This is a genomic window from Nostoc sp. (assembly GCF_036919575.1).
GTDB lineage: Bacteria > Cyanobacteriota > Cyanobacteriia > Cyanobacteriales > Nostocaceae > Nostoc.
Genome location: NZ_JBALBY010000050.1, coordinates 1 through 15,015, shown reverse-complemented (window position 1 = coordinate 15,015; position 15,015 = coordinate 1). Strand labels below are relative to the sequence as shown.

Genomic DNA, 15,015 nt, shown 5'->3' with positions numbered 1-15,015 from the left:
ATCTACATCTATCATCCATTGCTTGTAATCCGAGGGATAACTGCCGTGACAACCGTAGATACGGTACTAAGTAAACACGATAATGGTCTTAACTTCTCTGCCTGGTCTTATAACAAAAACCAGGTTTGGAAAGGTTCTTTAGAAACTGTATCTTTTGAGCAACAAACCATCAAAGATAAATTGATGGTATTAGATAAACCCTGCTACATCGTGAAAGTTGCCGGAAAAATCGGTGTCACAAATGAGGGGTATTTATCCCCAGGTGATAATGGCACAACAGCACAAGTAGAACTGCTAACATTTGCAGCCCCAATCCGCATTCAACAATTTGGAGATCCGAATTTTCTCTCCTTTCATGGAGTGAAATATGCCTACGTTACTGGCGCAATGGCTGGCGGAATTGCTTCCGAAGAAATGGTAATTGCACTCGGAAAAGCACAAATTTTGAGTTCCTTTGGTGCAGGTGGTTTAACTCCAGAACGTTTGGAAGCAGCCATAAATCGCATTCAACAAGCTTTACCTCAAGGGCCTTATGCATTTAATTTAATTCACAGTCCGAATGAACCTGCGAATGAACGCCGGGCTGTGGATTTATACCTGAAATATCAAGTGAGAACAGTAGAAGCATCTGCATTTCTCGACTTGACCCCCAACATTGTTTATTACCGTGTTGCTGGATTCGGGTTGAATAACGCCAATCAAATTGAAATCAAAAATAAAGTCATTGCCAAAATTTCTCGCCGAGAAGTTGCTACTAAATTTCTGCAACCAGCACCAGCCAGAATTATCAAAGAACTTCTTGAACAAGGATTAATTACCGAGTTACAAGCAACCCTTGCGGCTAAAGTTCCGATGGCTGATGATATTACCGTCGAGGCTGATTCTGGAGGTCATACAGATAACCGTCCCTTGGTTTGTTTGTTACCTTCTATTATTGCCTTGCGGGATGAAATTCAAGCACAATATCATTACCAAATACCCATTAGAATCGGAGTAGCAGGGGGAATTGGTACACCACAATCAGCACTAGCAGCTTTTATGATGGGTGCTGCTTATATAATGACTGGTTCAATTAATCAATCATGCGTTGAATCTGGGGCTTGTGAACACACCAAAAAATTATTAGCTCAAGCAGAAATGGCTGATATGATGATGGCCCCAGCAGCAGATATGTTTGAAATGGGAGTGAAACTGCAAGTTCTCAAACGGGGTACGATGTTCCCCATGCGATCGCAGAAATTATTTGAACTCTATCGCGCTTATAATTCGATTGAAGAGATTCCTTTGGCAGAAAGAGAGAAATTAGAAAAACAAGTTTTTCGCAAAACTATCGCCGAGGTATGGGAAGGAACTGCGGCTTATTTGTCCCAAAAGAATCCTGAAAAACTGGGTAAAGCAGTCAATAATCCTAAACTGAAAATGGCGTTGATTTTCCGCTGGTATCTAGGATTATCTTCTCGGTGGTCTAGTTCTGGTGAAAAAGGTAGAGAAGTAGATTATCAAATTTGGTGTGGCCCCGCAATGGGCGGTTTCAATGACTGGGTACGCGGTTCGTATCTATCTGAACCAAATAATCGTCAGGTAGTTGATGTTGCTAATCAAATTATGACTGGTGCAGCGTTTTTGTATCGTGTCCAAAATTTGAAAATTCAAGGGCTGCAAGCTGACGATTATTACAGTCAGTATCACCCTGTTCGTTCTACATCATTGTTGGAGATTTAAAAATGACTATAAAACAGTCTTTTACAGCAGACGATATTCAAGTATTTTTGGTATCTAACTTAGCTAAGTTGCTAGGAGTAGCAACTGATGAAATAGATGTCAAAGAACATTTAGAAAACTATGGGTTAGATTCAGCCCAAGCAATGATTCTAGTAAGTAACTTAGAAAAGTTGCTAGGATTTCAACCATCTCCATTGCTTCTGTGGCATTACCCAAATATTGAAGCTCTTTCACAGCGTTTAGCTGAAGAAGTGCAAGAAGATTCACCACTTCAAGATACAGGGGTGACAGCTTCTAATGCCAATGCTGCGCCATCTGTTCTAGATTTAGGTGCTGAGGCTGTTCTTGACCCTACTATCCATCCTGGTGCGGCATCTAATGTACTTGTAGGTGAACCCAAAAACATCTTTTTAACTGGAGGAACAGGCTTTTTAGGAGCTTTTATCATCCGGGAATTGCTACAAGAAACTAATGCGGATATCTATTGTTTAGTGCGTGCTGCCAATGCCGAAGAAGGCAAAAGCAAACTCCAAAAAAATCTGCAACAGTATGCAATTTGGCAGGAAGAATTTAACTCCAGAATTATTCCGATTGTCGGCGATTTATCTCAGCCATTGTTAGGTGTTGGCTCTGAACAGTTTCAAATTTTAGCTGCCAATATTGATACTATATATCATAGTGGTGCTTTGTTGAATTATGTTTTTCCATACTCAGCATTGAAGGCAGCCAATGTTTTAGGAACTCAAGAAGTTTTGAGATTAGCTTGTCAAATTAAAGTCAAGCCTGTACATTACGTTTCCAGTGTGGCTGTTTTTGAATCCACTGCTTATGCTGGCAAGGTTGTTAAAGAACAGGATGAATTCAATCATTGGGAAGGTATTTATCTGGGTTACTCACAAACAAAATGGGTAGCTGAAAAGTTAGTCAAAATTGCTCGTGACCGTGGACTTCCTGTAACTATCCACAGACCGCCACTGATTTCAGGTGATAGCAAAACAGGCATTTGTAACACACATGACTTTATCAATTTGATGACTAAGGGCTGTCTACAAATGGGATATTTCCCTGATGTAGATTATATGTTAGATATGTCTCCTGTGGACTATGTAAGTAAAGCGATCGTTTATCTATCACGCCAAAAAGAATCCATAGGTAAAGCTTTCAATTTACAACATCCCCAACCTGCCGCTTTGAAAATGCTAGTTGAGTGGATACGCTCATTTGGTTATTCAGTTGAGATGATTCCCTACGAAAAATGGCAATCAGAGTTAATCAATAATGTGTCTTCTGTGGACAATCCTTTATATACTCTGCGTCCCTTTTTACTAGAACGTTGGTCTGATGAACAACTGACTATTCCTGATTTGTACCTACAAGCTAGAAGACCCCATATTAGCTGCCAAGATACTCTTCATGCACTAGCAGGCAGTTCTATTGTTTGTCCGACCATTGACTCTCAATTGTTTATGACTTATACCGCCTACTTGATTCAAAGTGGTTTCTTAAATATCGCTTAATAATTCACAATTTGCGTAGGATGTGTGAGGAACGTAACGCACTATGCCGGATACTTTCGGTGCGTTACAAAAGCCGTAACACATCCTACAAAGCAATTTTATTTAATCCATGTTTTTGAAAACTCAGTACTACTGAAAAGGCAATATTTCAGATGCCAGCAACAACTCATACACTAACATCGGCAATATAATTGCCCTGTTGGTGTATACTCAATTATGTAAATTTTTAGTATTCACCTCTTGACATAAGCAATCGAGGATAGAATGGTTAGTGTCGAGCATAAAAGTTTGATTTTACCCGATGGCTTTTGTGAGTGATCAAAAGCCAAATGCTAGCAGTCTGAAATAACCGAACTCCTTTAAGTCCAAACTTTTTCGATGCATAAGTCCTAAATTTAGCTTTGGACTGCTACATCTATTGAACGCACTACACAAGCATTTGAAAGGGTAATAACTCAAGATATTTATTGTCGGTTCAGATATTACGCGTACTTAATTGTAGAGCGAGAACCACTGTAAATGCAATGCAGCTTCATCAAGTTGAATCCACTAACATTCTTACATGAACACAACACATCAAAGACAGAGCAAACAAACTGCTCTCATTACTGGGGCAGCCGGTGGAATTGGCTACGAATTAGCATCTATTTTTGCTGCTCATAATTACAATCTTGTCTTAGTAGACAGAAACGGGTCAAAGCTTGTAGAAATTGCAGTTAAATTCCAAAAAGAATTTGGAATTCTTGTTAAAACTATTGTTAAGGATCTATCGATACCAATAGCTCCTGAAGAAATTTTCACAGAGTTACAAAAAGCCGATATTAAGGTTGATATACTGGTAAATAATGCTGGATTTGGTATCTATGGATTATTTCACGAAACAGACCTAGCTACTGAATTGGAAATGCTACAGGTAAATTTGGTGTGTCTCACCCATTTAACTAAGCTATTCGTGAAGCACATGGTAAAGCAAGGTGAGGGAAAAATATTAAACGTCGCCTCGGCTGCTGCTTTTCAACCTGGGCCTTTGATGGCGGTTTATTTTGCTAGTAAAGCTTATATCTTATCTTTTTCAGAAGCGATCGCAAATGAATTAGAAGATACAGGTGTGACTGTGACAGTTCTTTGCCCAGGCTCAACCGCATCTGCTTTTCATGAAAGAACGGGAATGGCAGACTCTAAGTTGCTCAAAGGCAAGAAGATGATGGATGCAAAAACAGTAGCCGAAGTTGGTTTTCGCGCCTTAATGAAGGGTCAAACCATTGTCATTCCTGGTTTACTCAATGCAATACTTGCAAAAAGCGTCAGATTTGTACCTAGAAACCTGGTGACAAAAATTGTGCGAAATATGCAGGAAGATAAATAAGCAGGTTGTCATTTGTCATTTGTCATTGGTCATTTGTCATTTGTCCGCAAAATCTCTCTTGTTTGACCCAGGAGATGAGCTTAATCAACATCAATACTGCCAACATTTTAAGTGCCAGCCAAAATTTTCTACCGCAATAGCAGCAACATAATTGTTAGCAGGTATTAGTTCAAAAAGACTCCAGTCTTCAGTTATCTCTAACTTGGCTGCTTCTGTGGGAGTCAGCGATACTTCAATTTGCTCTAGCTGGGATAGTCCATCTCCAGTTGCTTTTAAATAAGCTTCCTTACAAGTCCAGTAACGGAAAAATATTTCTTGCTGTTGGTTGGGAGATTGCGATCGCAACATCTCATATTCTCTCGGTAAAAAGAACCGTTTGGCAAGAGCTTCTAAATCAGACATCGGGCGAATATATTCTAGGTCTACACCAATTGGCCGAGTGCAATTCACCGCACACAAACCTAACTCTTGGGAATGAGACAAGTTAAACGCCAGTCCACTATCGGCAAATTTATCCGCTAATACTGGTTTGCCACGGTGTTGATAATTAAACTGAACTTGTAGGGGCTTGATACCCAAATAGCGACCTAATATAGTTCGGAGAATACCGCGACCAGCGATGAAATGCTGCCGATGCTTTGGAAAATAAAACCGTTCAGCACGAGCCGTTTCGTCACTGGAAAGAGTCGCTGCTAAATTTTGCAGCTGTGATTCTGGTTGGTGAAGTTCTATGCGCCAGACATGAATCTCATCCGGTAACAAAGTTAAATCTGTTGGTGCAGGTAGCCAGAGGTGATTCATTATAATTCGTAATTCGTAATGACGCTCGTTGCGCTAAAGCGTCTCCCCTTGGGAGAAGACTCGCTAACGCTTCGCTAATGTAATTCGTAATGACGCTTTCTACGAGAAGCTAAAAGCGTAGCTTGCTTCTCTGTAAGAGTACGCAAACACGAGAAAGCGTGAGGTTAACGTAATTTGTAATTAACTTTGATTGGGTTTTTGCTGGTGCTGACGTTGTAATTCGGGAAAGTTTTTTAAATCATCTATAGTTTGTGGTGCTGGAAATATTTCATTACTGTCAGATTTAAACCTATCCACGTAAACTTGAAAAGCTGCTTCCTCTTCCCTGTGTTCAAGGATATATTTACGCAATTGGGCACGGCTCATTGACATAAAATCTGGTTTGTTCATAAATATCTCCATTTCCCATTTGGATAAATTAAGATTTCTGTCTCTTCTCCAGCCAGAATAACTACATGTTTTGTGCGCTCGTCTATCCGAATCAAATATATCGGTAAATACATCTTGGTTGCCCAATAACCAAGAATGAAACAAGTTCGCATTTGCTCTGGCGTTGGCATATTAAAATTATTCCACCCATAATAATTGTCGTAGAAAATCTACTAGAGTACAACAACCTTATACCAATTCTCTAAGAGGATGTCTGAAAAGTTTTTTCTATACAGCGAATGCTTAGAGATCCCCCTAAATCCCCCTTAAAAAGGGGGACTTTAAGACTCTTATTCCCCCCTTTTTAAGGGGGGTTAGGGGGGATCAGCAAATATCTGATACTTCTCAGACATCCTCTAAAAGAAGGTTACAAATGCTTTTCCTGGAAACCCAGATTTAATCTGACTTTCTTAATTACGAATTACGCTGTTTCTCCAACCATTGTAAAATTCGATTCCATGCCCACCAAGGGTCAGAATCTTGTGCTTGGCGCTGGCAATTTTTGCTACTCAAATAGCCAACATGACCGCCGTACTGAGTGAGTAATAAATCTATTACGGAATTGCGATCGCAGCCTTCTTGCAATTCTGGGATGATGGCTGGGTCAAAAAGTGGGTCATCAGCAGCATATAAAATCAAAGTCGGTTTCGAGATTTGCGGCAATATTTGTAAAGCACTACTAGCTTGGTAATATGCTTCCACAGAAGGAAAACCTAGTCGGTTAATTACCAGTTCATTATCAAAACCCCAGATACTATTCGCCCGTTCAATCGCTGCTGGGTCAATGCTTCCCGGATGAGCATCATGTATTCGCCATGCCAGTTTTTTTAAATTCTGTGCAATCCCTGCTTCCAAATATCTGCCGAAGGGCTTTGTAACTAGATAAGATAGCGATCGCTCCGAATCCAAACTGGGACAAATCACCATACCACCACCAATATCACTATCTTCTAGTCCTAAATCTCCATGCTCTCTAATCACCTCAAGAGCGACCTTGATCCCCCATAGCGCCAATTGCCCTCCTAAAGAATACCCTGTAAACCAAAATTTTCCCGGACATCCCATTGCCTTAGCAGCTGCCGCAATGCGAACAAAATCTTCCCCCTCATACAAACCATCAGAAGTCAGAGTCGGCGAAAATTGGGCAGTTTTGCCGTGGGCACGCCAATCAAATAACACCACAGCGTATCCTTGAGCGTAAGCCTTACGTCCTAGCACTCTCAAAAACCATTCCGTCTCTAACTCCCCAGTGATGCCATAAGTACCGATAATCGTGCTATGAGCATTTTCAGGGATGGCAACCAAGCCAAAAATTGGCACACCTTGGCCACCAATAAAAATTTTCTCATGATAAGACGGTTCTGGTAATTGAATAGTACTTTCCCAGAAACGTTTTCCCCACAAAGCGGTGTATACAGTCATGATCACACCGTTTTGTAAAAACCAAGACGGATTGTAGGGCGGAGTATAACACATCATAGACTATAAGATTTCGTGTAGTTGAGTCTTGATTTCACAGTCATTTAATCTTAATATTTATGTAAGATTTAAAAACCTTTTCATAATCGACTCAAAAATCTTTGTATCTATACAAAGGTTGTTATTTATCCTTAATCAGTAGTAAAAATTTTTTAATAATGCCGAGGATTCTTGTCATAGATGATGACCCAGCGATTTCAGAACTAGTTGCCGTCAACTTGGAAATGGCTGGCTACGATGTTAGTCAAGCTGAAGACGGCATTAAAGGTCAAGCACTGGCTCTCCAGTTACAACCAGACTTGATCATGCTCGATCTCATGTTGCCCAGAGTAGATGGGTTTACCGTTTGTCAACGCCTGCGTCGTGACGATCGCACCTCTGAGATTCCCGTGTTAATGTTGACGGCTTTGAGCCAAACTCAGAACAAGGTGGAAGGCTTCAATGCTGGCGCAGATGATTACCTCACCAAGCCTTTTGAAGTTGAAGAAATGCTGGCGCGAGTGCGGGCGCTTTTGCGGCGTACTGACCGCATTCCCCAAGCAGCAAAGCATAGTGAGATTCTCAACTATGGCTCACTGACTCTGGTTCCCGAAAGATTTGAGGCAATATGGTTCAATGACACGGTGAAATTGACTCATTTGGAATTTGAGCTACTTCACTGCTTGCTGCAACGCCACGGTCAAACGGTTTCTCCCAGCGAAATCCTCAGAGAAGTTTGGGGTTACGATCCTGATGACGACATAGAAACGATTCGAGTCCATATTCGCCACTTGAGAACCAAGCTAGAACCAGATCCCCGCCACCCCCGCTATATCAAAACAGTGTATGGTGCTGGATACTGTCTTGAGTTACCCGGTATAGCTCCATCAAATGAAGCGGCTTCAGTAACAGTCGTAGAATGAAATCACGCTAAATTCCCTTAACTAAGTACAGCATTTGATTAATTCGTAGCGAATTCTATTTAGCAATACCCTGCAATGCCAATGCGTTGATTGACAATGCCAATGCGTTGACTGACAATGCCAATGCGTTGGCTGACAATGCCAATGCGTTGACTGACAATGCCAATGCGTTAGCTGACAATGCCAATGCGTTGGCTGATAATGCCAATGCGTTCCTCTGCAATTAGAAACGCTACGCTTTTACGCAAAACTGTACTAAGCCAATATTGTCTCGTTGTCTCGTTCCCAGTCTCCGACTGGGAATGCATTCCGAGAGGCTCCGCCTCAAGACTTGCGGCAGAGCCGCCATGACGTGCATTTCCAGCCAGAGGCTAGAAACGAGGTTTTAAAAGGCTTTCACGTTAAGTTGACACCAATCGTCCCTTGCGCGTCTCGTAGAGAGCATCTTGATTCTGAATTCTGACGTTAACAAAAATAGGTTGTTTCAGGCTTTTCTTAATTATTCTTTGATCGTAAATAGACGATGCTGTAGGGGAAAAGCCATGCTAAACCCCTACAAAAGATGTGGCTTTTTACCTGGTACATATTTTGTATTTCTTGTCAATGCGTAAGTCCTAGATTTGATTTAGGCGATTTGAGTTACTTGCTGATTCACACGGGGACGGCCAAAGCGCTCCCAAGCACTCCCTCCTCGCAGAAACAGTTCTAGGAAGCGCAATGGTTCTCCTGAATCGCCTCTTGACCAACCGGAACTACCAGGAGCAAAGGCTAAAGTTCCTTCAGATACCTTGAAGCTACCATCAGAATACACTGCATCACTGACCACATCTCCAATTCGGATTACGATCTTGGTTTGAGGCTCGAAGTTAACTGTATGCGCCCCAATAGTTGTTTTAATGTTGCCGTAGCCATCAATCCAGGCAATTCTATCTGGTGGAACATCTGGGATTTGCTCAGGAGAAATGCTATCTCCCAGAACGCTAAAATCCTCACCCACGATCGCCCCCGCCGCCGGAGGAAACACATCTCGTGAGCGAAACTGTGAGCCACCGCGAGAAACGTTGACCACTCGCAACTCTTTTGTATAGTCTTTGATAAAGGAGAGAGTGTAGCCCGCATTCACACCCACTACTTTTACACCATTGGATAAAAGGGCATAAGTTAGTCCTTCACCTTCATTATCCCGACGGGCTTCGGGATCATCTTGACGAGGCGCACAATTGTGATAAATTAGGCGATCGCCAGGTCCTGGATTGAGTCCTAGTTGGGCAATCCAGAATCCCGTTGCCAAGGTACTGAATGCTGGAACCGAAAGCAAATGAATTTGGGCATCGGGTAAAGCCATCAGCAGACGTTGTGTGACTTCAATAAATGCCGGATCTCCTGTACCGTAGTCTGCAATGACGCAGATAAACATTCTGCTCCTCCTTCCTTAGGGTAGTAATTTGCAATCAACCTAATTCATAATTATTCGGTCATCATCTGATTACAGCGTGAAATCAGCAGACAACTGTTCATTTCACCCCTATTAGTAACCTGAAAGTCTTAGTCAACGCAATGAAAATAATAAGTTCACTTTTTAGCGAAGAACGCAACCAACTTCAGACAGATATTCTTGAAGAAGAATTCAGAATTCAGAATTCAGAATTCAGAATCAATACTTCGGCAGAGCTACGTAACCATCAGTGAGGGATTCAGACCCGCCACTGAATTGTTGCACCACCAAATCTACGATTTGCTGGGGATCTAAAAACAAAATCTAAAATTAAATAATAAGCCCCTGACTTGATTGCTGGGGTCAATCTAAAATCTAAAATCTGTCTTGAAAAGTTTGCTCAACAGGGGGAACCCCCGCACGCAACTTTTCGCAAAATCCAAAATCGTGTGACAAGGCTATTTTTGCGCGTACTCTTGCTCAACACGAACAAAAAGTGTTACTTTGAAAAGTATTTGAGGAATATCAGCATCACCAAGCTCGTTGTGAACTTGCCTGCTGCAAAGCTAAAGAAGATTACTTTTCTAATGAACAGCTATCCTCAATCTTTTGCGCGTGGCTTCGAGTCTATCAACAAACAGATTTATTTTATTCCCCAACTCAATAAATTATTGTATAAATATGCCTTGCCATTATTAATTTTAAGCTTATGGCTAGTAGCGGTTTTTTGTTGAGCGATCAACCTGATCATAGCCAATATGCAACTACATCTAACAAAATCTAACAAAGAAAAATACCAGCCAACCTTGCTAATAAAAAGAATAATGTCCTCAACACTGACAGAAAATGTCCGCAAGACAGTACTGGAGAATGGTCTAACTGTCCTGACAAAAGAAGTGCATACTGCGCCAGTAGTGACGGTGCAGGTGTGGTATGAGGTTGGCTCACGCAACGAAGAACCGGGCGTGAATGGCATTGCCCACCAGTTGGAACACATGATGTTTAAAGGCACTCTAAATCGTCCGATTCAATTTGGACGTTTGTTTAGTGCTTTAGGTAGTGATTCCAATGCTTTCACCAGCTATGACCAAACTGCATATTACGGTACTGTGGAACGAAATAAGCTGAAAGCGCTCTTAGTGCTGGAAGCAGACAGAATGCAAAATTCCCAGATTGAGCCAGAACAATTAGCGAGTGAGAAGCGGGTAGTAATTTCCGAGTTGCAAGGTTACGAAAATAGCCCAGAATATCGCCTCAATCGTGCTGTCATGCAGGCGGTGTTTCCCAATCATGCCTATGGGTTGCCTGTAGGTGGCACCAAAGCTGATGTCGAAAAATTTGAAGTTGAGCAGATACAGAAATATTACCGCAATTTTTACACTCCCGATAATGCTGTCTTAGTGATTGTTGGAGATTTTCAAACTGCAAACACCCTCGAAACAATTAAAGAAGTATTTGGCAAGCTAGCGAAGAGACAGGAGGCAGGAGTTATTTCCCCCTCATCCCCCTCATCCCCCTCATCCCCCTCATCCCCCTCATCCCCCTCATCCCCGATAGTATTGCGAGAACCCGGAGCCGGGGGGCTGTTACAAGTTGTGTATCCGCTACCGGATGCAAATCAACCGGATGTGCCGGCGTTGGATGTGATGGATTACATCTTTACAGAGGGACGGAATTCTAGACTTCATCAGGCATTGGTGGAGTCAGGTTTAGCTAATGAAGTTACAGCATCCGTCACCAGTTTGCGAGAATCTGGCTGGTATGAGGTGTTGGTGACGGCTGGTTCTAAACAAGATTTGAAAAAAATTGACTCAGTGTTGACTAGCGCGATCGCTAATGTAGCAGAAAAAGGCGTGACATCTGAGGAAGTTGAACGAGCCAAAACCCAATTAACAGCAGATGTAATTTTGAGTAACCGTGATATCACCTCTCAAGCAATGCGATTGGGCAACGATCAGACAACTACTGGTGATTATCGCTATACAGACCGCTATTTGGCGGCTGTCCGTCTGGTGAACCCAACGGATGTTGTCGCTGTGATTAACAAATACTTGACAAAAGAAGCGCGAACAGTAGGTTTTTTTGAACCAACCCAAAGGCAGATAACAGAAGTTGGTGACAAACCAGACTCAGCCCATACTACAGAAAATTTCTCACCTGTAGCACCTGTGCTTTTTTCTGAGGTGATGAAATACTTACCACCTGTGGATTTGGCTACAGATGCGTTGCTTGCGGTGGTTGGCAAAGCCTCTCGTAGAGAAGACATCGCCCAAATCCTACCACAGCAATTTAAATTTACCAACGGACTGCGGATATTACTGTTAAGAGATCATAGTACTCCTACCGTTACCCTGAGCGGACACATTCAAGCCGGGACGGAATTTGATCCAGATAATCAAGCTGGATTGGCTGCTTTTGTAGCAGATAATTTGCTACATGGCACGAATAGTAAGGATGTCTTAACTATTGCCAAAGTCTTGGCAGAACGAGGAGCGAGTTTAGACTTTCAAAGCTACCGCGAAGGTGTGCATATTGAGGGTGATAGTTTAGCAGAGGATTTGCCGATACTCCTGGAGATATTGGCAGATGTTGTTAAAAATTGTACCTTTCCAATAAAAGAATTGGAACTGCATCGCCAACAAACTTTAACTGATCTCCAACATGAATTAGATGAGCCATCAGAAGTAGCCAGAAGAATATTTGTTCAGTCAATTTACCCGAAAAAACATCCCTTACATACTTTTCCCACAGAGGAGAGTTTACAGCAGATTCAGCGCCAGGATGTGATTGATTTTAAAGCTAAACATTATCGTCCAGACACGACAGTGCTAGCGCTGGTGGGAGATTTTGATCTAGACAAAGTGCGATCGCTCCTTAAAAATGAGTTTGGTAACTGGGAAGTTAGCGGCCAAGCACCCACATTAAAATATCCCACGGTATCAATGCCGGAGAAAATAGTGAGTGTCAACCCAGTTTTACCAGGTAAAACCCAAGCTGTTACATATATGGGTTGCACAGGTATTAACCGTTATGATCCTCGGTTTCATGCAGCCTTAGTATTGAACCAGATTTTGGGAGGCGATACCTTATCTAGTAGACTGGGTGCAGAAGTGCGCGATCGCCAAGGTTTGAGTTATGGAATTTATAGCTACTTCCAAGCTCTTAAGAATGCCGGGACATTTGTGATTGAGATGCAGACTAGTCCAGAAGATAGCACTAAAGCGATCGCTAGCACCCGCCAAATCTTACAGCAAATTCATCAACAAGGTGTCACCGCACTGGAAGTAGAAACAGCTAAACGCACTCTCATCAGCAACTACAACGTTTCCCTGGCAAACCCAGAGGAATTAACAGATAGAATTCTGATGAATGAGGTGTATGAACTAGATAAAGTAGAATTGCACTCCTTCACTGATAAAATCCAGAAAGTCACCCTTGACCAAGTTAACCAAGCGGCTCGTGAGTTACTCCACCCAGATCAAATCGTGGTCGTCACTGCTGGCCCATCTGTGTTAGTAGAGAAAAGTCTTAGATAGAGATCCCTGCATTTTGGTATTAATTATCCATAAAGGGAGCGATAGAACCGCAACTCTTAAGTCAATAAAATAGATATAGCGTTTCCTAATCACATCAGGTACATCTTAGCCCCCTCTCGAAGAGCGGGGAGGGGCTGGGGGTGGGGTTCCTGTACACTCTCAACAGTCACTGTATGACACCTACCTGTGGATTACTGGTCTGCTTCAACTTGATAGCCACCATCATTATATAGATGAGGTCGAAGACAAATATTGCAGTGTATAGAAACAGCAACAGCAGCGACCCCCGTCGTGTAGGATTGGCAATATAAAAACCAATGGCAGCAAATGCAGTTCCGATCATTTTAGATAGGGCAATGAAGATTGATTGACCTAAAAGAGTGTTGCGTCTGAGCAACATGTCAATAAAGAGAATGGACATCATAAGATTTTGTCCAAAAGCTGTATAAGCACCGCTCCAATCGTTAAACTCATAGCTGATAAAAAATACACAACAAAAGCTTGTCACCAAAGTCAACACAAACATAGGGTAAAACAATTTCTGCGCTTTCTTCGCAAACAGAGACTGCCCAAAATATAGAAATTGAAACAAAATAATTACATCAAGGGTGAACCAGATGATATTGACCCACAGCTGCGGTGGGGAGTGGGGATGAACAAATGAGAAAATGAATTCCCATGAAATATTGGCACACAGAGCAACCAATGGCATCCCGCACGTTTTATCTTGAAAGCCACGTTTAATCAGTAGAACATAGGTGAGTGACCAGAAGACGCCACATGCAAGCAGTAAGTAGGTTCCGATATTCATCATTACCTGTTTAGGACTATGATTTTATTTAAGGTTTCCCGTAGCGCGATCGCCACAAACAATCCTTTCTTTAAAATTGTACGAGTCGCTTGTACTCATCACTTTTAGGACTACCCATAGAAATGAGCCACTTATTTACGTTAGTTCACAAATATTTATATCAAATTGTAATTACATCTGTTAATTTCCCCGCTACTTCCTGGTTGCAGATGTTACCTTGCAACTACGTTATCTTAACGTTGCTCCTGGGACTAAATTTCATCCTTGCTACTCCAGCAATGGCGGCAAATTTGTCTGGCGATTTGCTCAAGCAACCAGCCACAGAAATTACAGTTAGCTTGGGTAATGTGGCTAACGAACTCAAGTTTGAGCCAAATCATTTAGAATTACTGAGTGGCAAACGCTATCAACTACGGCTTACCAATCCCAGCCAACTGAAGCACTATTTTACTGCTAAAGATTTTGCCGATGGCATCTGGACACAAAAAGTTGAAGCAGGCAAAGTAGAAATAAAAGGAGCCATTCACGAACTGGAACTCAAGCCGGGTGCTGAGGCAGAATGGGTATTTGTGCCCCTAAAATCTGGCACTTATGGCTTACGTTGTTCAATACCGGGACATACGGAAGCAGGTATGACTGGAGAGATTGCCATCAAGAATTAAAAATTAAAGAATTGTCGTAAATTCTCCGCGCCCCTCTGCGCTTCCCTCCGCGTCCCTCTGCGTTAAAACTTCAACCCTCAATTCCCCACGATTTTACGCAAAGCTGTACTAAGTCCCATAGTGTACAGCCAAAAATAAGTTAAGCCAATTTTGATTCAAGTCCAACACATCAGGAGTAGGCGAATGTGTTATTCTATATACGTTAGCGGCTAAACTCGAAGAATCCCGATCCGGGATTAAAATCACTTAAATTATAGATATTATAGGAACAGCCGGTAAGCGTAAAACTCAGCGTCTAAAGACGCTGAGATATAAGCGACTCGTGTGACTTTAGTCACAGTCATCTTTCCGGGAG

13 protein-coding genes and 1 pseudogene are annotated in these 15,015 nt (G+C 42.1%); 7 read left to right on the top strand and 7 right to left on the bottom strand.

Annotation, left to right across the window (positions count from 1 at the left end; all coding sequences use genetic code 11):
• Positions 1-45: 45 nt before the first annotated feature.
• The 3 genes from V7K27_RS14330 (at position 46) to V7K27_RS14320 (ending at position 4,605) form a co-directional block, all read left to right on the top strand.
• Entirely contained in the window at positions 46-1,722 is a 1,677-nt protein-coding gene (locus tag V7K27_RS14330; protein ID WP_334948204.1) for a PfaD family polyunsaturated fatty acid/polyketide biosynthesis protein, read from the top strand.
• 2 nt (positions 1,723-1,724) lie between these two features.
• Entirely contained in the window at positions 1,725-3,239 is a 1,515-nt protein-coding gene (locus V7K27_RS14325) for a thioester reductase domain-containing protein (RefSeq protein ID WP_334948202.1), read from the top strand.
• 562 nt (positions 3,240-3,801) lie between these two features.
• A complete protein-coding gene (locus V7K27_RS14320) occupies positions 3,802-4,605 on the top strand; it encodes an SDR family NAD(P)-dependent oxidoreductase (RefSeq protein WP_334948200.1) in 804 nt (267 codons plus the stop codon).
• A 90-nt stretch (positions 4,606-4,695) separates the two neighbouring features.
• Here the strand turns inward: V7K27_RS14320 and hetI are convergent, their stop codons facing one another.
• From hetI to V7K27_RS14300, 4 genes are all read right to left on the bottom strand, one after another.
• Positions 4,696-5,406: a 4'-phosphopantetheinyl transferase HetI gene (hetI, locus tag V7K27_RS14315; protein WP_334948198.1), complete on the bottom strand. Its 711-nt coding sequence runs from the start codon at positions 5,404-5,406 to the stop codon at positions 4,696-4,698.
• A 180-nt stretch (positions 5,407-5,586) separates the two neighbouring features.
• Positions 5,587-5,796, bottom strand: coding sequence for a DUF6887 family protein (locus V7K27_RS14310; RefSeq protein ID WP_334948196.1), 210 nt, complete (start codon positions 5,794-5,796; stop codon positions 5,587-5,589).
• On the bottom strand, positions 5,793-5,966 hold the full coding sequence (locus tag V7K27_RS14305; protein ID WP_334948194.1) for a DUF6888 family protein: 174 nt from the start codon (positions 5,964-5,966) through the stop codon (positions 5,793-5,795). Before V7K27_RS14305 ends, V7K27_RS14310 begins: the two co-directional genes overlap by 4 nt.
• A 283-nt stretch (positions 5,967-6,249) precedes the next feature.
• On the bottom strand, positions 6,250-7,314 hold the full coding sequence (locus V7K27_RS14300; protein ID WP_334948192.1) for a YheT family hydrolase: 1,065 nt from the start codon (positions 7,312-7,314) through the stop codon (positions 6,250-6,252).
• Between the two features lie 158 nt (positions 7,315-7,472).
• On the opposite strand from V7K27_RS14300, the gene V7K27_RS14295 reads away from it, so the two are divergent.
• Positions 7,473-8,216 carry a response regulator transcription factor gene (locus tag V7K27_RS14295; RefSeq protein ID WP_334948190.1) on the top strand — a complete coding sequence of 248 codons (744 nt, stop codon included), beginning with the start codon at positions 7,473-7,475 and terminating at the stop codon, positions 8,214-8,216.
• Positions 8,217-8,271: 55 nt separating this feature from the next.
• Here V7K27_RS14295 and V7K27_RS14290 read toward each other — a convergent pair whose 3' ends face one another.
• Both V7K27_RS14290 and V7K27_RS14285 read right to left on the bottom strand, forming a co-directional pair.
• Positions 8,272-8,424, bottom strand: a complete 153-nt coding sequence (locus V7K27_RS14290; protein WP_334948187.1) for a hypothetical protein — start codon at positions 8,422-8,424, stop codon at positions 8,272-8,274.
• Positions 8,425-8,841: 417 nt separating this feature from the next.
• The gene (locus V7K27_RS14285; protein WP_334948186.1) at positions 8,842-9,633 is read right to left on the bottom strand and encodes an SAM hydrolase/SAM-dependent halogenase family protein; all 792 of its coding nucleotides are present in this window, start codon (positions 9,631-9,633) and stop codon (positions 8,842-8,844) included.
• A gap of 469 nt (positions 9,634-10,102) precedes the next feature.
• Between V7K27_RS14285 and V7K27_RS14280 the strand changes: the two are divergent.
• Positions 10,103-10,340 (top strand): annotated as a pseudogene (locus V7K27_RS14280) (Hsp70 family protein); the annotation flags it as partial.
• A gap of 135 nt (positions 10,341-10,475) precedes the next feature.
• On the top strand, positions 10,476-13,187 hold the full coding sequence (locus V7K27_RS14275) for a M16 family metallopeptidase (protein ID WP_442947619.1): 2,712 nt from the start codon (positions 10,476-10,478) through the stop codon (positions 13,185-13,187).
• 166 nt (positions 13,188-13,353) lie between these two features.
• Here V7K27_RS14275 and V7K27_RS14270 read toward each other — a convergent pair whose 3' ends face one another.
• Positions 13,354-14,001: a transmembrane-type terpene cyclase gene (locus V7K27_RS14270; protein ID WP_334948182.1), complete on the bottom strand. Its 648-nt coding sequence runs from the start codon at positions 13,999-14,001 to the stop codon at positions 13,354-13,356.
• A gap of 206 nt (positions 14,002-14,207) precedes the next feature.
• Here V7K27_RS14270 and V7K27_RS14265 point away from each other — a divergent pair, with 206 nt between their 5' ends.
• A complete protein-coding gene (locus V7K27_RS14265) occupies positions 14,208-14,660 on the top strand; it encodes a cupredoxin domain-containing protein (protein WP_334948235.1) in 453 nt (150 codons plus the stop codon).
• Positions 14,661-15,015: the final 355 nt, after the last annotated feature.